We start from the raw sequence: 19,389 nt of genomic DNA on the forward strand, positions 1-19,389 counted from the left end.
CATGTTTGGAAACAGGCGGTAACCGTTGGCGCGAAACGCGTCAGGCGGCAGCGATCATCCGGATCACGAAAAGGGTCGCATCCGGTGCGGGCTGAACCCGCAAGGCAGAGGCATCCGGCCCGAGCAGCAGTGTGTCGAGCGGCCCAAGACGCATAGGCGCGGCGCCGGGAAAAATGGCATTGCCTCTGTGACAGAGGATCAGGGTGGGACCGGCCTCGGTCGGGATTTCCACAGGCATCGATATCGCCAGGCGCTCGACCTGATGCAGCATGCGGCCGCGGCGGGTCATGACGTTGAGATCGGTGATCGGGCCGTCGATCAGCGCGGCACTCGTCGGCTGGTCGGCTGGAAAGGAAAATGGCTTGGAAGCCGCTGTCATCCGCTCCGGCGGCTGGCCGGCGACATCAAGCACGATCCCCTCGCCTTCCAGCACCGACAGCGTGCGGTCGATGCCGGCAAAGCTGGAGAACGGCCCGCTGCTTTGGACCCGGGCCATCGAGACGCGCCAGTCGAAATCGTCGAGCCCGGCGCAATCGGGCGAGACGGCGATCTCGGTCGTCGTACCGCCGCCGTTCTTCCACGGCATGACGCGGTAATCGGTGGCACGAAGGATGCGCATGACGCCAGCCGCTATCCGAGAATGCCCGGCAGGTTTAGCTGATGCTCCTTGGCGCATTCGATCGCGATGTCATAGCCGGCATCGGCGTGGCGCATGACGCCGGTCGCCGGGTCGTTCCACAACACCCGCTCCAAGCGCCTTGCGGCATCCGGCGTGCCGTCGGCGACGATGACCATGCCGGCGTGCTGGGAGAAGCCCATGCCGACACCGCCACCATGGTGCAGCGACACCCAGGTGGCGCCGGACGCGGTGTTGAGCAGTGCATTGAGCAGCGGCCAGTCGGATACGGCGTCCGAGCCGTCCTTCATCGATTCCGTCTCGCGGTTGGGCGAAGCGACCGAACCCGAATCGAGGTGATCGCGGCCGATGACGACCGGCGCCTTGAGCTCGCCCTTGGCCACCATCTCGTTGAAGGCGAGGCCCAGCCTGTGCCGATCGCCGAGACCGACCCAGCAGATGCGCGCCGGCAGGCCCTGGAAGGAAATGCGCTCGCGCGCCATGTCGAGCCAATTGTGCAGATGGGTGTTGCCGGGGGTGAGCTCACGCACCTTGGCGTCGGTCTTGTAGATATCCTCGGGATCGCCGGAAAGTGCGGCCCAACGGAACGGACCGATGCCGCGGCAAAACAGCGGGCGGATATAGGCAGGCACAAAACCGGGAAAGGCGAAGGCGTTCTCAAACCCTTCATCCAGCGCGACCTGGCGGATGTTGTTGCCATAGTCGAGTGTCGGCACCCCGGCGTTCCAGAACGCCACCATCGCCTCGACATGCTCGCGCATCGAAGCTCGGGCCGCCTTCTCGACCGCCTTCGGGTCGCTGACACGCTTCTCGCGCCACTCGGCCATCGTCCAGCCCTTCGGCAGATAGCCGTTGATGGGATCGTGGGCCGAGGTCTGGTCGGTGACCATATCGGGGCGGATGCCGCGCCGGAACATTTCGGGCACGATCTCGGCCGCATTGCCGAGCAGGCCGACGGACTTCGCCTCGCCGGCCTTGGTCCAGCGCTCGATCATTTCCATGGCCTCGTCCAGCGTCTCGGCCTTTTCGTCGACGTAGCGTGTGCGGAGGCGGAAATCGATGGAGTCCGGGTTGCATTCGATGGCGAGGCAGCAGGCGCCGGCCATGACGGCGGCCAATGGCTGGGCGCCGCCCATGCCGCCGAGGCCGCCGGTGAGGATCCATTTTCCCTTGAGATCACCGCCATAATGCTGGCGGCCGGCTTCGACGAAGGTCTCGTAGGTGCCCTGCACGATGCCTTGCGTGCCGATGTAGATCCATGAGCCGGCCGTCATTTGGCCGTACATCATCAGGCCCTTTTTATCGAGCTCGTTGAATTTCTCCCAGGTCGCCCAGTGTGGCACCAGGTTGGAGTTGGCGATCAGTACACGCGGCGCATCCGGGTGGGTGCGGAACACGCCGGCCGGCTTGCCGGACTGCACCAGCAGCGTCTCGTCCTCGCCAAGCGTCTTCAGCGAGGCAACGATCTGGTCGAAATCGTTCCAGGTACGCGCCGCCCGACCAATGCCGCCATAGACGACCAGTTCATTGGGGTTCTCGGCAACATCAGGGTCGAGATTGTTCATCAGCATGCGCAGCGGCGCTTCGGTCGTCCAATACCGGGCGTTGAGCTTGTCGCCGCGGGGGCTGCGCACTTCGCGGATGTTGTGGCGAGGGTCGGTCATCATTGTCCCTTTCGGATGAGGCGGCGCATCAGCGCCCGGCCCAGTCAATGGCGGTTTGGAGAATCTGCGTCAGCGTGGCGCGGATCGGCGCGGCGAACGCGGCATCGTAGGGTACCGGCCAATTGTCCGGCGTGCCCTTCCCTTCGGGCTCGCGCATATAGCCGCGGTTGGAGAGTTCCATTTGCAGCGCGTGCACGCCCTGATGCGGCTGGCCGAAATGGCGCGTGATCCAGCCACCCTTGAAGCGTCCGTCGACGACAAAGGTCTCGCCGGTTTCGGCCATGATCTGGTTGATCATGGTCTGCAGCGCCGGATCGGCACTCTTGCCGTCATTGGTGCCGAGGTTGAACACCGGCAGCGTGCCTTCGAACAGGCGCGGCAGCACCGAGCGGATCGAATGGCAGTCGTAGAGGACAATCTTCTCGTGCAGGCCGCGCAAGCGGTCGATCTCTGCCTGTAAGGCTGCATGGTAAGGCACGAAATATTTCTCGCGCCGCTCGTCGATCTCCGACGGCCCTGGCTCTTCACCTTCACTGTAGAGCGGATCGCCATCGAAGGTTTCGGTCGGACACAAACCTGTCGTTGCCTGTCCGGGATAGAGCGAGGCGCCGGACGGATCGCGGTTGACGTCGATAACGGTGCGCGAGATCGCGGTGTGCACGACGGTGGCGCCGAGGCTGTCGGCGAAGCCATAGAGATTGTCGATCCACCAGTCGCAATCGCGACGGCCGAGCCATGGCGACACCAGCCGGTTTTCGAGACCGGCGAGGTCGATGCCGGTGTGCGGGATCGACACCAGCAGCGGCGCCGTACCTTGCCTGACGGTGAGCCAGGGGGTCGCAGTCATCACGCCGCTCCCGAGATCGAAGGCAGCGCCACAGCGCTCGCTGCCTTCACGGTCGCACCGCTGCGCACCATGGCGATCGCCTTTTCCATGTCGGGGTGGAAATGCCGGTCATTGTCGAGATGCGGCACCTCGGCGCGAACCAGCTTGCGCACGGCTTCCAGCGCATCGCTCGAGGCCAGGGGCGCATGGAAATCACACCCTTGCGCGGCAGCCAAAAGTTCGATGCCGATCACGGCCGTTGCATTCTCGACCATGCCGATCAACCGCCGGGCTCCATGCGCGGCCATCGAGACGTGGTCTTCCTGGTTGGCCGAGGTCGGGATGGAATCGACGCTGGCCGGATAGGCCTTCTGCTTGTTTTCGGAAACGAGTGCCGCCGCCGTCACCTGCGGGATCATGAAGCCGGAGTTCAGGCCGGGCTTGGGCGTCAGGAAAGCAGGCATGCCCGACAGCGCAGGGTCGACCAGCATGGCGATGCGGCGTTCCGACAGCGAGCCGATCTCGCAGACGGCAAGCGCGATCATGTCGGCGGCGAAGGCCACCGGCTCGGCGTGGAAGTTACCGCCGGAGAGCGCCATGTCGTCCTCGGCGAAGATCAGCGGATTGTCGGTGACGCCATTGGCTTCGGTTTCCAATGTATCGGCGGCCTTGCGCAGGACATCGAGCGCGGCACCCATGACTTGCGGCTGGCAACGCAGGCAGTAGGGATCCTGCACGCGCTCGTCGCCGACCCGGTGCGACTCGCGGATGGCGCTGCCGGCCATCAGATTGCGCAGCGCATCCGCCGTCTCGATCTGGCCACGGTGCTTTCTCAACAGATGAATGCGCGGGTCGAATGGGGCGTCGGAACCCTTGGCCGCGTCGGTCGACAGCGCGCCGGCGACCAGCGCCGACTGGTAGAGCACCTCGGCATCGAACAAGGCGGCCAGCGCATAAGCGGTCGAAAACTGCGTGCCGTTGAGCAGTGCCAGACCTTCCTTGGCGCCCAATGTCACAGGCTCCAGCCCATGCGAGACGAACGCGACCTTGGCCGGGAAGCGGCCATGCGGGGTAAAGCATTCGCCGACGCCGATCATCACCGCCGTCATGTGCGACAGCGGGGCAAGGTCGCCGGAGGCGCCGACGGAACCTTGCGCCGGCACCACCGGGATGACGTCGTTGGCCAGCATCGCTTCGAGCAACCGAATGGTCTCGGGCCGGACGCCGGAGGCGCCCTGCGCCAGGCTTGCAAGCTTCAGCGCCATCATCAGGCGGGCGACGGCAACCGGCATCGGCTCGCCGACGCCAGCGGCGTGCGACAGCACGATGTTGCGTTGCAAGGTCTCGAGATCGCTAGCGGGAATGCGCACGCTGGCCAGTTTGCCGAAGCCGGTGTTGATGCCATAGACCGGCTCGCCCTTGGCGACGATCCTGGCGACGGCCTCGGCGCTTGCTTTGATCTTCGGGCGGCACGCATCATCGAGTTTCGGCACGGCGCCACGGTAGATGGCGCGCCAGTCGGCCAGCGTCGCATTGCCGGGCTTCAGGGTCAGTTCGGTCATTGTCCTCTCCAGATGCGGGCATGCAGCGGGTTGAAGCCCATGCGGTAGACGAGTTCGGCGGGGCGCTCGATGTCCCAGATCGCCAGATCGGCGGATTTGCCAGCTTCCAGCGTGCCGGTTTCCGCCTGCAGGCCAAGCGCGCGCGCGGCCTCGCGGGTGACCCCGGCAAGACATTCGACGACCGTCATGCCGAACAGGGTCGCCGCCATGTTCATGGTCAAAAGCAGCGAGGTCAGGGGCGAGGTGCCGGGATTGTTGTCGGTGGCCACAGCCATTCTGACGCCATGCTGGCGGAACAGGCCGATCGGCGGCTTCTTGGTCTCGCGGATGAAGTAGTAGGCGCCCGGCAGGATCGTCGCCACGGTCCCCGCCTTGGCCAAAGCCATGGCGCCGGCCTCGTCGGTATATTCGAGATGGTCGGCCGACAGGGCACCATAGCGGGCGGCGAGTTCAGCGCCGTGCAGGTTGGACAGTTGGTCGGCGTGGAGTTTTACGGGCAGGCCGAGCGCCCTGGCCTCGTCGAACACGCGAGACATCTGCTCGGGCGAAAAGGCGATGCCTTCGCAGAACCCGTCGACGGCATCGGCCAAGCCTCCGGCGGCGACGCCAGGAAGGATCGTTTTGGCGACGAGATCGATGAAAGCATCCTTGTCGCCCTTGGCTTCGGGCGGCAGCGCGTGGGCCGCGAGGCATGTGGTGCGGACGGTCACCGGGCGTTCATTGCCCAACCGTCGCGCGGCGCGCAGCGACTTCTTCTCATTGTCGAGGTCGAGACCATAGCCCGACTTTATTTCAACGGTGGTGACGCCTTCCGCCATCAGCGCGTCAAGGCGCGGCAGCGTCTGGGCCACCAGCTCGTCCTCGCTGGCGGCACGCAAGGATTTGACCGACGAGACGATACCGCCGCCGGCCCTGGCGACTTCCTCATAGGTGGCGCCGGCCAGCCGCATCTCGAACTCGTTGGCGCGGTTGCCGGCATGGACGAGATGGGTGTGGCAGTCGATCAGGCCAGGCGTGATCCAGCGCCCCTCGCAATCGACGGTCTCGGCGCGCTGCCCAACGGAAGCCGGCATGTCCGCTTCGGCACCGGCATAGACGATAAGCCCGTCGCGGGCAGCAATGGCGCCTTTCTCGACGACGCCGAAGCCAGCCGCGCCATCGGCCATGGTCGCCAGCCGCGCATTGCGCCACAGACGAAGACCGCTCTTCTCGTTTGCTCCAACCATCACCTTTTCCATTTGAAAGGATGGCGATTATGTATATACATATTGAAACGCACTGCAAGTGGTATTGTCATCCCTGGGCAGGATTCGGAGACGGACGTGACGGCAATCTTCGCGGAACAGGCGCTTCTACCCAATGGCTGGCACAGCAATGTGCGGATCATTTTCGCAAATGGGCGCATCACCGCCGTGGAGCCTGGGAGCACCACGACGGCTGGCGACGAGCGCCATGCCATTCTCCTGCCCGGCATGCCCAACCTGCACAGCCATGCGTTCCAGCGCGGCATGGCCGGGCTTGCCGAGTTGCGCGGCCCCTCCGCCGACAGTTTCTGGAGCTGGCGCGAGGTGATGTACCGCTTCGCGCTATCGATGACGCCGGACCAGGTCGAGGCGGTGGCGGCGCAACTCTACGTCGAAATGCTGGAGGCCGGTTTTTCGCGCGTCGGCGAATTTCACTATCTACACCATGACCGCGACGGACAACCCTACGCCAACCCAGCCGAAATGGCCGAGCGCATCGCTGCCGCGGCCGGCGAAACGGGTATCGGCCTGACGCTGCTGCCGGTGTTTTACGCGCACTCCTCTTTCGGTGGTGCTGCCCCAAACGAAGGTCAGCGCCGATTCATCAACGATGTGAATCGGTTCGCCCGGCTTGTTGAGAAGAGCCACGAATCTGTTCGCTCTTTGAATCAAGCAATTGTCGGCGTTGCCCCGCACAGTCTGCGGGCCGCGACGCCGGAGGAACTCACGGCGGTTGCAGCGATGGCGCCAAACGGGCCGATCCACATCCATGTCGCCGAACAGGTCAGGGAAGTCGAGGATTGCCTTGCCTGGTCCGGCGCGCGCCCGGTCGAATTTCTGCTTGGGGCCGCCGCTGTCGACCAGCGCTGGTGCCTGATCCACGCCACCCACATGACGGAAGCCGAAACCATCGCCATGGCCAAAAGCGGCGCCATCGCCGGCCTTTGCCCGATCACGGAGGCCAATCTCGGCGACGGCACGTTTGCCGCACCATTGTTCGGAGAGCATGGCGGCCGCTTCGGTGTCGGCTCCGATTCCAACGTGCTGATCGGCCTGCCCGACGAATTGCGCCAGCTCGAATATTCGCAGCGCCTCGCGCACCGCGCCCGCAATGTGCTGGCCGTTGCCGGCGGTTCGACCGGGCGAGCCCTGTTCGACGCCGCGCTCGATGGCGGCAGCGTCGCGCTCGGTGCCGGCCCCTCGCTGATCGTCGCCGGCGTATCCGCCGATCTCGTCTCGCTGGACGCCGGCAATCCCTCGCTGGCGGGCAAGACCGGCGATGCGATCCTCGACGCCTGGATCTTCGCCAATGGCAGCAAGGTCGACTGCGTCTGGGTGCATGGCAAGAAACAGGTCAGCGGCGGCAGGCATGCCAAGCGCGAGGCTATCGCCGAACGGTTTCGCAGCGTGATGACGGCGCTTTCCGAGGGCTGACCGAGATGAGCATGGCCGAACCGACTGACATAGACGACAGCGAGACCGTCTCGCTGCATCAGCGCATCCTTTCCGATATCCGCGAAAAAATCCTGTCCGGCACCTGGGCGCCCGGGCACCGTATCCCGTTCGAACATGAGCTGACCGCCGAATACAAATGCTCGCGCATGACGGTGAACAAGGCACTGTCGCAGCTCGCCAAAGCCGGGTTGATCGAACGCCGTCGCCGCTCGGGCAGTTTCGTCCGCCAACCGCAATCGCAGGCAGCCGTGCTGGAACTTCACGACATCAGGATCGAGGTCGAGGCGCTCGGCCTGCCCTACCGCTACGAGCGACTGGATCGCCTGAAGCGGCGCAGCAACGTGGAGGACAGGGGGTTGCTCGGACTGGCCGCTGCAGGTTCGGTGCTATGGCTCGAGGGCCTGCATTTTGCCGGCGAACGGCCATTCGCACTCGAGCAACGTCTGATCAATCTTTCGGCGGTTTCGGAAGCCGCGAACGAAGAGTTTCTGGAGATCGCCGCCGGGCCTTGGCTGATCGGCCGCGTGCCGTGGAGCGAGGCCGAGCACCGGATACGAGCGGTCGCGGCCGATGAGACTGTCGCCGACGCGCTCGACATCGATCCCGGCGCACCCTGCCTGGTGGTCGAGCGCCGCACCTGGAGCGCCGAGCACCCGGTCACCCATGTGCGCTTCATCTATCCGGCGGGAAGCCACACGCTGGTGGCAAGGTTCACGCCGTCGCAGGGGTGAGTAATCTCCCCCACGAGGGGGGAGATCGATAGCTTCACCGCCGGCTCAAACCGCTGCGGTGATAATAATCTCGACCAGGTATTCCGGGCCGGCGAGCTTTGCTTCGCCGGTGGCGCGGGCGGGCGTGTGGCCCTGCGGCACCCACTTGTCCCACTCGGAATTCATTTCGGCGAAGGTGCCCATATCGGCCAGCCAGATGATCGCCTGGACGATCTTGGTCTTGTCGGTGCCGGCCTTGGCCAGCAATTCGTCGATGGTGGCCAGGATATCACGGGTCTGCGAGGCGACGTTGCCGCCGGGTTCGCCGACCTGGCCGGCCAGATAGACGGTGTTGCCGTGGATGACGATCTGGCTCATGCGCGGGCCAACATCGATGCGACGAATGCTCATTACGAGGTTCCTTCCGTTGTGGTCGCGCCTCTTTAGAGTCGGCATCCGCCTCGGGCAAGGCCGCCTGAACCGAAACCGGTTGAGCCAATTGCTCAATCCAGGACCCGGGGTCTATACGGCGAGTTGACCACTGCGCCGCAATTCGGCCGGATGAGCTTGTTGACTAATGTAATAACATCACATATCCAAGCCGCCGCACCCTAGCCGATTGGCTTCCCACGGAACGATATGACCCAGACCTGCCTGACATTCCGTGACCTGACATTGGGCTATAACAGCCATCCCGCGATCCATCACCTCGACGGCGCGATCCGCAAGGGTTCGCTGACGGCCGTGGTCGGCGCCAATGGTTCGGGCAAGTCGACGCTGATGAAGGGTATTGTCGGGGTGCTGAAGCCGATGGCCGGCGGGATCATCCGCGCGCCGGCCTTGCGGGCGGCTTACCTGCCGCAGCAATCGGAACTTGATCGCTCTTTTCCCGCCCGCGTCGTCGATCTGGTCTCGCTCGGCCTGTGGCCGAAGCGCGGCATGCTTGGCCGCTACACCAAGGACGATCGCGACGCCGTCAGCCAGGCTTTGATGGCCGTCGGCCTCGGTGGATTCGAGAAGCGGCCGATCGACACGCTGTCGGGCGGCCAGTTACAGCGCACGCTGTTTGCCCGCGTGCTGTTGCAGGATGCCGACCTCATCCTGCTCGACGAACCGTTCAACGCCGTCGACGCCAAGACGGTCGGTGACCTCATTGCCCTGATCAAGCATTGGCACGGGGAAGAGCGCACCATCATGGTGGTCGTCCATGATCTGGATCTGGTGCGCCAGAATTTTCCCGAAACACTGCTGCTTGCCCGCCAGCCTGTTGCCTGGGGCGAAACCCGGGAGACGCTGAAGCCGGAGAACCTGCTGCGCGCGCGCCGCTTCCACGAAGCCTGGGAAGAGAACGCGCCCTGGTGCGAGCCTGACGAGCACGCTCGTGGCCATGACCATAATCATCATGGCCACGATCACGACCATCACCATGGCGCCGGACCGAGGGCTGCCTGATGGATTTCCTCTACGGTCTTTTCATCGCCCCCTTCGCCGATTTCGGCTTCATGCAGCGGGCGCTGTTCGGCTCGCTGATGCTGTCGCTCGGCGCCTGCCCGATAGGCGTCTTCCTGATGCTGCGGCGCATGAGCCTGTCGGGCGACGCGATGGCCCATGCCATCCTGCCGGGGGCTGCCGCCGGTTTCCTGTTCTATGGTCTTGAAATCCTGCCGATGACCATTGGCGGGCTGATCGCCGGTGTCATCGTGGCGCTCGGCGCCGGTGCCGTCTCGCGCTTCACCATCCAGCGCGAAGACGCCTCGATGGCGGCCTTCTACCTGATTTCGCTCGCCATCGGCGTGCTTATGGTGTCGATCCGCGGCTCCAGCGTCGATCTCATGCATGTGCTGTTCGGCACGGTGCTGGCACTCAACGACGAGGCATTGACGCTGATTGGCGGTATCGTCGCGGTGACGCTGGTCAGCCTCGCCATCTTCTGGCGGGCGCTCGTCGCGGAATGCCTCGACCCGCTGTTCCTGCGTTCGGTCAGCCGCATGGGCAGCCCGGTGCACTTCATCTTCCTCGGCCTAGTCGTGCTCAACCTCGTCGGCGGCTTCCAGGCGCTCGGCACTTTGCTTTCCGTCGGACTGATGATGCTGCCGGCGGCAGCCGCGCGGTTCTGGACGGCGCGTGTCGAGCCGATGTGCGTGCTGGCGGTGCTGATCGGCTCTGCCTCGTGCATTGCCGGACTGCTCTTGTCCTATCATGCGTCGTTGCCATCCGGCCCGGCCATCATCCTGTCGGCCGGCGTCGTCTATTTCGCCTCGATCCTGTTCGGCACGCGCGGCATCCTGCGCGCTCGCATCATCCATCACCGTCACAGAACGGCCTGATCCCACCCCTAAAAGGAGACCCCGCTTATGCTGAAATCGATCCGTGCCGCCCTGGCGGTGAGCGTTATAACATTAACCGCCTTTGGGGCATCATCGGCTTTGGCCGCGCCGCTGAAAGTGGTTGCCAGCTTCACGGTCATCGCGGATTTCGCCAAAAACGTCGGCGGCGATCGTGTTGCGATCACCAGCATCGTCGGTCCGGATGGCGACGCCCATGTCTACGAACCGAGCCCGGCCGACGCGGTGACCATGGCCAAGGCCGACATCGTGCTGGTCAACGGCCTGCATTTCGAAGGTTTCCTGCAGCGGCTGGTCGATGCCAGCGCCACCAAGGCCTCGATCATCACGCTGACCAAGGGCGTGACGCCGATCGATTTCAAGCCTGAATTCGCCGACGCCGACGCGGCCGAGGGTGCCGGCATCGGCGGCGGCAAGACGGTCACCGATCCGCACGCCTTCCAGTCGATCGCCAACGCCAGGATCTATGTGAAGAACATCGCCGAAGCTTTCTGCGCGGCGGACAGCGACGGCTGTGTCAGCTACCAGACCAATGCGGCCGCCTACACCAAGAAGCTCGATGCGCTGGAAGGCGAAGTGAAGGCGGCAATCCAGTCGATCCCCGAGGCAAAGCGCGTCGTCATCACCTCGCATGACGCCTTCGGCTATTTCGAACACGAATACGGCCTGACCTTCCTCGCTCCGCAAGGCATCTCGACCGATTCCGAACCGTCGGCCGCCGATGTCGCCAAGCTGGTCGAGCAGGTGAAGCAGGACAAGGCCGCCGCCATCTTCGTCGAGAACATTACCAACCCGCGCCTGATCGAACAGATTGCCAGCGAAACCGGCATCAAGATCGGCGGCACGCTCTACTCGGACGCGCTGTCGCAGCCCGATGGCCCGGGACCGACCTATATCGACATGATGCACAACAACATCCGCCAGATCAAAGGCGCCATTCTAGGCAGCTGACGAAACCTCTTTCGCCGAAGAAGGCGGAGCCAGGTCTCCGCCTTTTTTCGGCATTGCGTTGTTATAAAATAACGTTACACATTTGGACCAGACTTCGGGAAACAGATCATGAATCAGACGTCAGACTTCAAACGCCTTCCCGTCACCGTACTCTCCGGCTTCCTCGGCGCCGGCAAGACCACACTGCTCAACCACATCTTGTCGAATCGCGAAGGCCGCCGCGTGGCCGTCATCGTCAACGACATGAGCGAGATCAACATCGACGCCGAACTGGTGCGCGACGGCGCCGATCTGTCGCGCACCGACGAAAAGCTGGTGGAAATGTCGAATGGCTGCATCTGCTGCACGCTGCGTGACGACCTGTTGAAGGAGGTTCGTGCGCTGGCCGAACAGGGCCGCTTCGACTATCTGTTGATCGAATCGACCGGCATTTCCGAACCGTTGCCCGTCGCCGCGACCTTCGATTTTCGCGACGAGAATGGCGACAGCCTGTCGGACGTCGCCCGACTGGACACAATGGTGACCGTGGTCGATGCTCTCAACCTGCTCAAGGACTATTCGTCCGCTGATTTCCTCAAGCAGCGTGGCCAGTCGCTTGGCGAGCAGGACGGTCGCGCGCTTGTTGACCTTCTGGTCGAGCAGATCGAATTCGCCGACACCGTGGTGCTGAACAAGATCGGCGTGGCGAGTCCGCACCAGCTAGACATGGCGCGGTTGATCGTGCGGGCGCTCAATCCAGGCGCCGAGATCGTCGAAGCCGATTTCGGCAAGGTGCCGCTCGGCAAGGTGCTTGCCACCGGTCGTTTCGATTTCGACAAGGCCCAGCAGAACCTTCTTTGGTTCAAGGAGCTCAACGGTTTTCGCGACCATGTTCCCGAGACCGAGGAATATGGCATCCGTTCCTTCGTCTACCGGGCGCGAAGACCGTTCGAGCCGGCGAAGTTCCAGGCCTTCATCGACCGCGCCTGGCCCGGCGTGGTGCGGGCCAAAGGCTTCTTCTGGCTAGCGACACGGCCGCGCCACGTCGGCGAAATGAGTCATGCCGGTGCGTTGGTCAGGACCGAGAAGCGCGGCTTGTGGTGGGCGGCCGTGCCGCAAAGTCGATGGCCAGACCATGCCGGCTGGCGCCAAAGCATGGCTCCCTATCTCGATCCGGTCTGGGGCGATCGTCGCCAGGAACTGGTCTTTATCGGCTGCGACCCGATGGACGAGGCGCAGCTTAGCGCTGAACTGGACAATTGCCTGGTCGAGGCCGAACACTTCCAGCCGGAATTGTGGAGCGGGCTGCCTGATCCCTTCCCGACATGGGCAGCATGAGTTGGATTCTTCGGCGGAAACCTCTATCTCAGCATGATGATTTCTGTCGGCGCGGATTGCCGGCACGGATGGGGAGTGGCAAGACTTTCCACCAAACCAGATTGCGAGGATGCGAGCCATGGAATATCGCCAGATCAGCGAAGACTATTCGGTCTCGGGCCAGATCCAGCCCGAAGATGTCGCCGCCATCAAGGCCGCCGGCTTCAAGAGCGTGATCTGCAACCGGCCGGACGACGAGCAGCCGGGACAGCCTTCGGCGGACACGCTCAAGGCCACGGTCGAGGCCGCCGGCCTCGCCTTCCGCTATATCCCGGTGATCAGCGGCCAGATCACGCAAGAGAATGTCGACGACCAGGCCGAGGCGCTCCACGAGCTCGACGGCCCGGTATTCGCCTATTGCCGCTCCGGCGCGCGCTGCACGAATTTGTATGGGTTGATCCAGCAGTCCAAGGGCTAGATCGGCAGCGCCCCGGTTTCCTTCAGTGTTTCGAGCACGATCGCGGTCTTCACATGCTGTACCGATTCGTGCGGCAGGAGCACGCCGTTGACGAACTCGGACAATGATTTGAGATCGGGCGTCACCACCTTCAGGATATAATCCATCTCGCCGGTCAGTGCGTGCGCTTCCTGCACTTCCGGCAACCGCGCCACCAACTCGCCGAAGCGCCGCGCATTGTCTCGGTTGTGGGTGGCCAGCGTCACCGAGATGACGTTGACCAGCGAGAAGCCGAGCCTGTCGCGGTCAAGCACGGCGCGATAGCCCTTGATGTAACCGTCTTCCTCCAGCCGCTGGCGTCGGCGCGAACATTGCGATGCCGACAGGTTCACCCGCTCCGAAAGATCGTTGTTGGTGAGCCGCGCGTCGCTCTGCAAGAGCGCCATTATCTTGCGGTCAAACTGATCGATGCGCGCGCTATCCATGGTTTTTTCTCACTTCATGCATGCTTCACGCATGACATCATCATTTCAAGCGTTTGAATGCAAGCACCATGCACGGGCTTCGCGTTATCATAGTTTCAGATGGCCTTTTCAGGCCAAAAGACATCTTCGGAGGATATCATGGGTCCCTTCCCGCACGACGCCCCGCCCGCCAAGATCAGCAAGGACAACCCAGCCGGCACCGATGGTTTCGAGTTCGTCGAATTCGCCCACCCGGAGCCGCAGAAGCTGGCCGAGCTGTTCACCCGCATGGGTTATGTGACGGTGGCCAAGCATCGCACGAAGGACATCACGGTCTGGCGCCAGGGCGACATCAACTATGTCGTCAATGCCGAGCCCGGCTCGCACGCGATGAAGTTCGTCGACAAGCACGGCCCTTGCGCCGCCTCGATGGCCTGGCGGGTGGTCGATGCCAAAACTGCCTTCGAGCATGCGGTGTCGAAAGGCGCCACGCCTTACGAAGGCGATGACAAGGCACTCGACGTGCCGGCCATATCAGGCATCGGCGGTTCGCTGCTCTATTTCATCGAGGCCTACGGCAAGAAGGGCTCGGCCTATGACGCCGAGTTCGATTGGCTTGGCGCGCGCGACCCGCGGCCGCAGGGCGTCGGCTTCTATTACCTCGACCACCTGACCCACAATGTCTATCGCGGCCAGATGGACAAATGGTGGGATTTCTATCGCAATCTGTTCGGCTTCAAGCAGATCCATTTCTTCGACATCGACGGCAAGATCACCGGCCTGGTCAGCCGCGCCATCACCTCGCCCTGTGGCAAGATCCGCATTCCGCTCAACGAATCCAAAGACGAGACCAGCCAGATCGCCGAATACCTGAAGAAGTACAATGGCGAAGGCATCCAGCACATCGCGGTAGGCACCGACGAGATCTACGCCGCCACCGACAAGCTCGCGGAGAATGGGCTGAAATTCATGCCAGGCCCGCCCGACACCTATTACGACATGTCCTATGACAGGGTGAACGGCCATAACGAGCCGATCGAGCGCATGAAGAAGCACGGCATCCTGATAGACGGCGAAGGCGTGGTCGATGGCGGCATGACCAAGATCCTGCTGCAGATCTTTTCGAAGACCGTGATCGGGCCGATCTTCTTCGAGTTCATCCAGCGCAAGGGTGACGAAGGCTTTGGCGAAGGCAATTTCCGCGCGCTGTTCGAATCGATCGAGCAGGACCAGATCAAGCGCGGCGTGATCAAGGTTCAGGCTGCGGAATAGACGGGAGTTCTTGCGGCTCGACCGATTATGACCTAAATTCTAGTCATAAAGGGTCGAGCACATGAATGTTTCCATCGCCGAAGCCAAGGCCAAATTGTCCGAACTCGTCAGCCGCGCGGAAGCGGGCGAGGAGATCGTACTCACCCGCCACGGCAAGGTCGCAGCGCGCATTGTACCTCCGGCAACGACCGAACTTTTGCCCCGTATCGGCGCATTGAAGGGCAAAATCTGGATTGCGGACGATTTTGACGAACTCGGTCCCGAATGGGACGAGTACGTGAAATGACTGTCGGCCCCTTTCTCGCCGACACACATATCATCCTCTGGTCGATTTCGGACGATCGACGTCTCAGCGAGCACCACCGCGCCATCTTGGCTTCGGAAGCGGTGGTGTTTGCGAGCGCGGCAAGCGTTTGGGAAATTGCCATCAAACGATCGATCGGAAAACTCAATGCGCCGGACGATCTGCCGACGTTGCTTCCAAAGATGCGATTTCAGCCGCTCGTTGTGACGTTACAGCATGCGAATGCCATCAGCGGTCTACCTCACCACCATGGCGATCCGTTCGACAGATTGCTGATCGCGCAGGCGCAAGTGGAAAACTTGACCATCATTACTTCCGACCCGCATTTCGCCCGTTACGATGTCGCTGTAGCGTGATTTAGCTAGGCGGTTGGTCTCATAACCGAAGCCTCTCAACCTCCTCCTGCCTAACCTTGACGTCATCATCGAGCAGGAACTCGTCCAACTGCGGCGGCGCGACCGAAGTGCCGGACAGCATCGCATGCACCTGGCCGCGATGGTGGATGTCGTGCAGAAAGACGTGCGCCAGGATATCGCCGATCTTTTCCGGGATCATGCCGTCCTCGCGCCGGTCGGTGATGACGCGGCGATCGAGATCGGTCTGCGACAGGCCATCGCAGAAGGCGATCAGCCGTCGGTCGGCCGCAAGCTGGGCGACGTACAGCTCTCGCGGAGCATCGAAAGGCACGAAGTCATCGTAGGCAGCGGCACCGACCCCGCCTTCTTCGAGAAAATCGAGATAGAGATGATCGACCGCGAGGACATGGTTGAGCGTTGCCTTGATCGACGGGAAAAAGCTGGTGCGCTCGGCCTCGAACTCACCAGGCTTGAGCGAAAGCACAGCGCGATAGAGCCGGTCGTTCGACCAGAGATTGTTCCCCGCCATGCGGCGCAGATGGTCAAGCAGGTCCATCGCTCAAATTTCTCGTTATGCCTACCGCTCGTATTTCTCGACCTTCTGCTCGATGGCGCCGAAGATGGAATGTCCGGCCTTGTCCTTCATCTCGATGCGTACCGTGTCGCCGAAACGCAGGAACGGCGTCTTTGGTTCGCCTGACACAATCGTCTCGATCATGCGCAGTTCCGCGATGCAGGAATAGCCGGCACCGCCTGCCGAGACCGGCTCGCCCGGGCCGCCGTCGAGTTTGTTGGATACCGTACCCGAGCCGATGATGGTGCCTGATATAAGCGGCCTTGTGCGGGCGGCGTGAGCGATCAGGGCCGGGAAATCGAAGGTCATGTCGACACCGGCATTGGCGCGGCCGAAGGGCTTGCCGTTGATGTCGGCGAGCAGCGGCAGGCTGACCTTGCCGCCGTCCCAGGCGTCGCCCAGCTCATCCGGCGTCACCGCGACCGGAGAGAAGGCCGACGACGGTTTCGACTGGAAGAAGCCGAACCCCTTGGCCAGTTCCGGCCCGGTGAGCCCGCGCAGCGTCACATCGTTGACCAGCATGACCAGCCGAATCGCGGCGCGCGTCTCATCGAGGCTGGCGCCCATCGGCACATCGTCGACGATAACGGCTACTTCCGCCTCCATGTCGATGCCGTAAGCTTCGTCAGCCATGCGGATCGGATCACGGGGTGCCACGAAGGAATCCGAGCCGCCCTGGTAGATCAGCGGGTCGGTCCAGAAGCTCGCCGGCATCTCGACGCCACGCGCTTTCCGCACCAGTTCGACATGGTTCACATAGGCCGATCCGTCGGCCCATTGAAAGGCGCGCGGCAGCGGTGAATGCGCGTCGTGCTCGTGAAAACGGGCCGCCGGCATCGCATTGCTCTCCAGCGATTCCGCGATTGTCGCCAGATGCGGCGAGATCCTGCGCCAGTCGTCGAGTGCCGCTTGCAGCGTGCGCGCCAGGAACGAGGCGTCGGTGTATTGCGTCAGGTCGCGCGAAACGACGACGAGTTTCCCATCGCGCGTTCCGTCCTTCAGCGTGGCAAGCTTCATGCGGTTCCCTCTCCTTGTGCGGCTTTCCCGCCGCTTAGCCCCACAACAAGGCCGTCGCGGGCGATCGTCAAGTCGCCGGCCCATGTTTTCCTGACGGCGGCGATCCAGTCCGCCTCACCGATCTCGGCATCGTCGGCTGGAATGAGGTGGTTGAGCACCAGTCTTTTGACGCCGGCATCGCTGGCGATGCGTCCGGCTTCTTCGGCAAGGCTGTGGCTGGCGAGCAGATGTTCACTGAGCCGCGCACCATTGCCGGTTCTGGCAACCAGCCGCTCGATGCCTTCTTCAAGCATAGCTTCATGGACGAGGATATCGGCACCTTCGGCGAAATCGGCCAGCGGTGGGAAGAAGGCAGTATCGGCCGAGAACACCACGCTTTTGCCGCCATGCTCGAAGCGCAGGGCAAAGCAGTCGGTCACCGGCGGATGGTCGACGCGCAGCGCCGTCACCTTCAGGCCGCGTTGCTTGACCACATGGCCCTCGCCGAATTCGTCGACAGAAACCAACTCGCGAATATCGGGACGGCCCTCGTCGACGATACGGATCTCGATGTCGAATTCCATCGCCTGACAAAAGCGCCGCCAGTAGTGGCCGACCCCGGGCGGGCCGAACACGGTGACCGGCGTCGCCAGTCCCGCCGTCCAGCCGGTGTGGATCAGCGGACCCAGTTCCAGCACATGGTCGGAATGCAAATGCGTGATGAAGATCAGGTCGAGCGCCCTCAGGTTGACGCCGGCATCGACCAGACCGCGCGTCACGCCGAGCCCGCAATCGATGACGATCGCTCGCCCACCGATCTCGAGCAGCGACGAACTCGGCCACGGCCCGCCCGGGCGCAGCGCAGGACCGCCTTTCGAGCCCAGCAACACCAGCCGGTCCGGAAGCGACCTGCCGCTCAAGACCAGTCGCCCTCGGGCGTGCCGTTGAAGCGTTTCTTCAGGTCTGCCCAGCAATCGATGTAATTGTCCTGCCGGGTTTCCAGTTCGGCACCGTAGCGGGTCAGCATCTGCGGGAAACGGGTCTCGAACATGAAGGCCATGGTGTTGTCGAGCTTGACCGGTTTCAGGTCTGCGTGCGAGGCCTTTTCGAAGCCAGGCGCATCCGGGCCATGGGCCAGCATCAGATTGTGCAGGCTGATGCCGCCGGGGACGAAGCCTTCCTCCTTGGCATCGTACTGCCCGTGGATAAGGCCCATGAACTCGCTCATGATGTTGCGGTGATACCAGGGCGGCCGGAACGTATCTTCGGCCACCAGCCAGCGCGGCGGGAAGATGACAAAGTCGATATTGGCGGTGCCCTCCTCGCCGCTCGGTGCCGTCAGCACGGTGAAGATCGACGGGTCGGGATGGTCGAACAGCAGCGCGCCGACCGGCGAAAAGGTTGCCAGATCATATTTGTACGGCGCGTAGTTGCCGTGCCAAGCGACGACGTCGAGCGGCGAGTGGCCGATCTCGGTGACGTGGAAATTGCCGCACCATTTGACGATCAGCCGGCACGGCGTTTCCTTCTCCTCGAACCAGGCGCAAGGTGTCTTGAAGTCGCGCGGGTTGGCCAGGCAATTGGCGCCGATCGGGCCGCGGTCGGGTAAGGTCAGCTTGGCGCCGTAATTCTCGCAGACATAGCCGCGCACCTCGGCGTCGACCAGTTCGACCTTGAAGACGAGGCCGCGCGGCAGCACGGCGATTTCACCGGGCCGAAGCTCGATGACGCCCATCTCGGTGACGAAGCGCAAGCTGCCCACCTGCGGCACAACAAGCAATTCGCCGTCGGCATTGAAAAAATGGTCGTCGACCATCGATGCGTTGGCGACATAGACATGGGCTGCCATGCCGGTCTGTCCAAGCACGTCGCCGGCTGTGGTAATCGAGCGCATGCCATGGATGAAATCGGTCGGCTCCTTCGGCATCGGCACCGGATTCCAGCGGTACTGGCCGAGCGCGAGCTCATGATCACCGATATTGGGGGCGGTCTTCCACAAGGGATAGCTCGCCGCCTTGAACCGGCCCGTGTGCTTGACGCTCGGCCGGATGCGATAAAGCCAGGAGCGCTCATTGGTACCGCGCGGCGCGGTGAAGGGCGATCCGGAAAGCTGCTCGGCATAGAGGCCGTAGGCCGGCCGCTGCGGTGAGTTGCGTCCCTGCGGCAAGGAACCCGGCAGCGTCTCGGTTTCAAAATCGTTGCCGAAGCCCGGCATGTAGGAAAAGGCCATCGCTTCCTCCCGGATTGACCGAATTGGTTTCATTTGTAACCATCGA

The 19,389-nt window shown here is 63.0% G+C and carries 21 protein-coding genes; 10 read left to right on the plus strand and 11 right to left on the minus strand.

Features of this window, described 5'->3' with window-relative positions:
- Nucleotides 1-40: 40 nt before the first annotated feature.
- The 5 genes from C7I87_RS26585 to hutI are packed head-to-tail and all read right to left on the minus strand — an operon-like array spanning nucleotide 41 to nucleotide 5,915.
- Nucleotides 41-619 (minus strand): HutD/Ves family protein, encoded by a 579-nt coding sequence (locus C7I87_RS26585; protein ID WP_149907008.1) that lies wholly within the window; start codon nucleotides 617-619, stop codon nucleotides 41-43.
- Between the two features lie 11 nt (nucleotides 620-630).
- On the minus strand, nucleotides 631-2,304 hold the full coding sequence (gene hutU, locus C7I87_RS26590; RefSeq protein WP_188394006.1) for a urocanate hydratase: 1,674 nt from the start codon (nucleotides 2,302-2,304) through the stop codon (nucleotides 631-633).
- A gap of 25 nt (nucleotides 2,305-2,329) precedes the next feature.
- Nucleotides 2,330-3,148: an N-formylglutamate deformylase gene (gene hutG / locus C7I87_RS26595; RefSeq protein ID WP_149907010.1), complete on the minus strand. Its 819-nt coding sequence runs from the start codon at nucleotides 3,146-3,148 to the stop codon at nucleotides 2,330-2,332.
- Entirely contained in the window at nucleotides 3,148-4,689 is a 1,542-nt protein-coding gene (gene hutH, locus C7I87_RS26600) for a histidine ammonia-lyase (RefSeq protein ID WP_149907011.1), read from the minus strand. Before hutH ends, hutG begins: the two co-directional genes overlap by 1 nt.
- Entirely contained in the window at nucleotides 4,686-5,915 is a 1,230-nt protein-coding gene (hutI, locus tag C7I87_RS26605; protein WP_149907012.1) for an imidazolonepropionase, read from the minus strand. Before hutI ends, hutH begins: the two co-directional genes overlap by 4 nt.
- A gap of 96 nt (nucleotides 5,916-6,011) precedes the next feature.
- Between hutI and C7I87_RS26610 the strand changes: the two genes are divergently transcribed.
- Complete coding sequence (locus tag C7I87_RS26610; protein WP_149907013.1) at nucleotides 6,012-7,367, plus strand: formimidoylglutamate deiminase; 1,356 nt, start codon at nucleotides 6,012-6,014, stop codon at nucleotides 7,365-7,367.
- Between the two features lie 11 nt (nucleotides 7,368-7,378).
- Nucleotides 7,379-8,119, plus strand: a complete 741-nt coding sequence (gene hutC, locus C7I87_RS26615) for a histidine utilization repressor (RefSeq protein WP_149907014.1) — start codon at nucleotides 7,379-7,381, stop codon at nucleotides 8,117-8,119.
- A gap of 45 nt (nucleotides 8,120-8,164) precedes the next feature.
- Here hutC and C7I87_RS26620 read toward each other — a convergent pair whose 3' ends face one another.
- Entirely contained in the window at nucleotides 8,165-8,509 is a 345-nt protein-coding gene (locus C7I87_RS26620) for a RidA family protein (protein WP_149907015.1), read from the minus strand.
- 228 nt (nucleotides 8,510-8,737) lie between these two features.
- On the opposite strand from C7I87_RS26620, the gene aztA reads away from it, so the two are divergent.
- The 5 genes from aztA (at nucleotide 8,738) to C7I87_RS26645 (ending at nucleotide 13,168) form a co-directional block, all read left to right on the plus strand.
- On the plus strand, nucleotides 8,738-9,550 hold the full coding sequence (gene aztA, locus C7I87_RS26625) for a zinc ABC transporter ATP-binding protein AztA (RefSeq protein ID WP_149907016.1): 813 nt from the start codon (nucleotides 8,738-8,740) through the stop codon (nucleotides 9,548-9,550).
- Nucleotides 9,550-10,425, plus strand: coding sequence for a zinc ABC transporter permease AztB (gene aztB / locus C7I87_RS26630; protein WP_149907017.1), 876 nt, complete (start codon nucleotides 9,550-9,552; stop codon nucleotides 10,423-10,425). The genes aztA and aztB overlap by 1 nt, the downstream gene beginning before the upstream one ends.
- A 27-nt stretch (nucleotides 10,426-10,452) precedes the next feature.
- Entirely contained in the window at nucleotides 10,453-11,394 is a 942-nt protein-coding gene (aztC, locus tag C7I87_RS26635) for a zinc ABC transporter substrate-binding protein AztC (protein WP_149907018.1), read from the plus strand.
- A gap of 108 nt (nucleotides 11,395-11,502) precedes the next feature.
- Nucleotides 11,503-12,711, plus strand: a complete 1,209-nt coding sequence (gene zigA / locus C7I87_RS26640; RefSeq protein WP_149907019.1) for a zinc metallochaperone GTPase ZigA — start codon at nucleotides 11,503-11,505, stop codon at nucleotides 12,709-12,711.
- 118 nt (nucleotides 12,712-12,829) lie between these two features.
- Nucleotides 12,830-13,168 (plus strand): protein tyrosine phosphatase family protein, encoded by a 339-nt coding sequence (locus tag C7I87_RS26645; protein ID WP_149907020.1) that lies wholly within the window; start codon nucleotides 12,830-12,832, stop codon nucleotides 13,166-13,168.
- Here C7I87_RS26645 and C7I87_RS26650 read toward each other — a convergent pair.
- Nucleotides 13,165-13,632: an Lrp/AsnC family transcriptional regulator gene (locus C7I87_RS26650; RefSeq protein ID WP_149907021.1), complete on the minus strand. Its 468-nt coding sequence runs from the start codon at nucleotides 13,630-13,632 to the stop codon at nucleotides 13,165-13,167. The two genes, C7I87_RS26645 and C7I87_RS26650, sit on opposite strands and share 4 nt — an antisense overlap.
- A gap of 138 nt (nucleotides 13,633-13,770) precedes the next feature.
- Between C7I87_RS26650 and hppD the strand changes: the two genes are divergently transcribed.
- From hppD to C7I87_RS26665, 3 genes are all read left to right on the plus strand, one after another.
- Nucleotides 13,771-14,883: a 4-hydroxyphenylpyruvate dioxygenase gene (gene hppD / locus C7I87_RS26655; RefSeq protein ID WP_149907022.1), complete on the plus strand. Its 1,113-nt coding sequence runs from the start codon at nucleotides 13,771-13,773 to the stop codon at nucleotides 14,881-14,883.
- A gap of 61 nt (nucleotides 14,884-14,944) precedes the next feature.
- The gene (locus C7I87_RS26660) at nucleotides 14,945-15,169 is read left to right on the plus strand and encodes a type II toxin-antitoxin system Phd/YefM family antitoxin (protein ID WP_149907023.1); all 225 of its coding nucleotides are present in this window, start codon (nucleotides 14,945-14,947) and stop codon (nucleotides 15,167-15,169) included.
- Nucleotides 15,166-15,543: a type II toxin-antitoxin system VapC family toxin gene (locus tag C7I87_RS26665; protein ID WP_149907024.1), complete on the plus strand. Its 378-nt coding sequence runs from the start codon at nucleotides 15,166-15,168 to the stop codon at nucleotides 15,541-15,543. The genes C7I87_RS26660 and C7I87_RS26665 overlap by 4 nt, the downstream gene beginning before the upstream one ends.
- A gap of 19 nt (nucleotides 15,544-15,562) precedes the next feature.
- Here the strand turns inward: C7I87_RS26665 and C7I87_RS26670 are convergent, their stop codons facing one another.
- The 4 genes from C7I87_RS26670 to hmgA are packed head-to-tail and all read right to left on the minus strand — an operon-like array spanning nucleotide 15,563 to nucleotide 19,343.
- Complete coding sequence (locus tag C7I87_RS26670; RefSeq protein WP_149907025.1) at nucleotides 15,563-16,099, minus strand: DinB family protein; 537 nt, start codon at nucleotides 16,097-16,099, stop codon at nucleotides 15,563-15,565.
- A gap of 21 nt (nucleotides 16,100-16,120) precedes the next feature.
- On the minus strand, nucleotides 16,121-17,134 hold the full coding sequence (locus tag C7I87_RS26675; protein ID WP_149907026.1) for a fumarylacetoacetate hydrolase family protein: 1,014 nt from the start codon (nucleotides 17,132-17,134) through the stop codon (nucleotides 16,121-16,123).
- Nucleotides 17,131-18,033: an MBL fold metallo-hydrolase gene (locus C7I87_RS26680; RefSeq protein WP_149907027.1), complete on the minus strand. Its 903-nt coding sequence runs from the start codon at nucleotides 18,031-18,033 to the stop codon at nucleotides 17,131-17,133. The genes C7I87_RS26675 and C7I87_RS26680 overlap by 4 nt, the downstream gene beginning before the upstream one ends.
- Nucleotides 18,030-19,343: a homogentisate 1,2-dioxygenase gene (gene hmgA / locus C7I87_RS26685; protein WP_149907028.1), complete on the minus strand. Its 1,314-nt coding sequence runs from the start codon at nucleotides 19,341-19,343 to the stop codon at nucleotides 18,030-18,032. Before hmgA ends, C7I87_RS26680 begins: the two co-directional genes overlap by 4 nt.
- Nucleotides 19,344-19,389: the final 46 nt, after the last annotated feature.

The organism is Mesorhizobium sp. SARCC-RB16n, from assembly GCF_008520305.1.
Lineage (GTDB): Bacteria > Pseudomonadota > Alphaproteobacteria > Rhizobiales > Rhizobiaceae > Mesorhizobium.

Coding starts and splice junctions, on each gene's coding strand:
- C7I87_RS26585 (WP_149907008.1), bottom strand. CDS start 619: ATGCGCATCCTTCGTGCCACCGATTACCGCGTCATGCCGTGGAAGAAC.
- hutU (WP_188394006.1), bottom strand. CDS start 2,304: ATGATGACCGACCCTCGCCACAACATCCGCGAAGTGCGCAGCCCCCGC.
- hutG (WP_149907010.1), bottom strand. CDS start 3,148: ATGACTGCGACCCCCTGGCTCACCGTCAGGCAAGGTACGGCGCCGCTG.
- hutH (WP_149907011.1), bottom strand. CDS start 4,689: ATGACCGAACTGACCCTGAAGCCCGGCAATGCGACGCTGGCCGACTGG.
- hutI (WP_149907012.1), bottom strand. CDS start 5,915: ATGGTTGGAGCAAACGAGAAGAGCGGTCTTCGTCTGTGGCGCAATGCG.
- hutC (WP_149907014.1), top strand. CDS start 7,379: ATGGCCGAACCGACTGACATAGACGACAGCGAGACCGTCTCGCTGCAT.
- C7I87_RS26620 (WP_149907015.1), bottom strand. CDS start 8,509: ATGAGCATTCGTCGCATCGATGTTGGCCCGCGCATGAGCCAGATCGTC.
- aztA (WP_149907016.1), top strand. CDS start 8,738: ATGACCCAGACCTGCCTGACATTCCGTGACCTGACATTGGGCTATAAC.
- aztB (WP_149907017.1), top strand. CDS start 9,550: ATGGATTTCCTCTACGGTCTTTTCATCGCCCCCTTCGCCGATTTCGGC.
- aztC (WP_149907018.1), top strand. CDS start 10,453: ATGCTGAAATCGATCCGTGCCGCCCTGGCGGTGAGCGTTATAACATTA.
- zigA (WP_149907019.1), top strand. CDS start 11,503: ATGAATCAGACGTCAGACTTCAAACGCCTTCCCGTCACCGTACTCTCC.
- C7I87_RS26645 (WP_149907020.1), top strand. CDS start 12,830: ATGGAATATCGCCAGATCAGCGAAGACTATTCGGTCTCGGGCCAGATC.
- C7I87_RS26650 (WP_149907021.1), bottom strand. CDS start 13,632: ATGGATAGCGCGCGCATCGATCAGTTTGACCGCAAGATAATGGCGCTC.
- hppD (WP_149907022.1), top strand. CDS start 13,771: ATGGGTCCCTTCCCGCACGACGCCCCGCCCGCCAAGATCAGCAAGGAC.
- C7I87_RS26660 (WP_149907023.1), top strand. CDS start 14,945: ATGAATGTTTCCATCGCCGAAGCCAAGGCCAAATTGTCCGAACTCGTC.
- C7I87_RS26665 (WP_149907024.1), top strand. CDS start 15,166: ATGACTGTCGGCCCCTTTCTCGCCGACACACATATCATCCTCTGGTCG.
- C7I87_RS26670 (WP_149907025.1), bottom strand. CDS start 16,099: ATGGACCTGCTTGACCATCTGCGCCGCATGGCGGGGAACAATCTCTGG.
- C7I87_RS26675 (WP_149907026.1), bottom strand. CDS start 17,134: ATGAAGCTTGCCACGCTGAAGGACGGAACGCGCGATGGGAAACTCGTC.
- hmgA (WP_149907028.1), bottom strand. CDS start 19,343: ATGGCCTTTTCCTACATGCCGGGCTTCGGCAACGATTTTGAAACCGAG.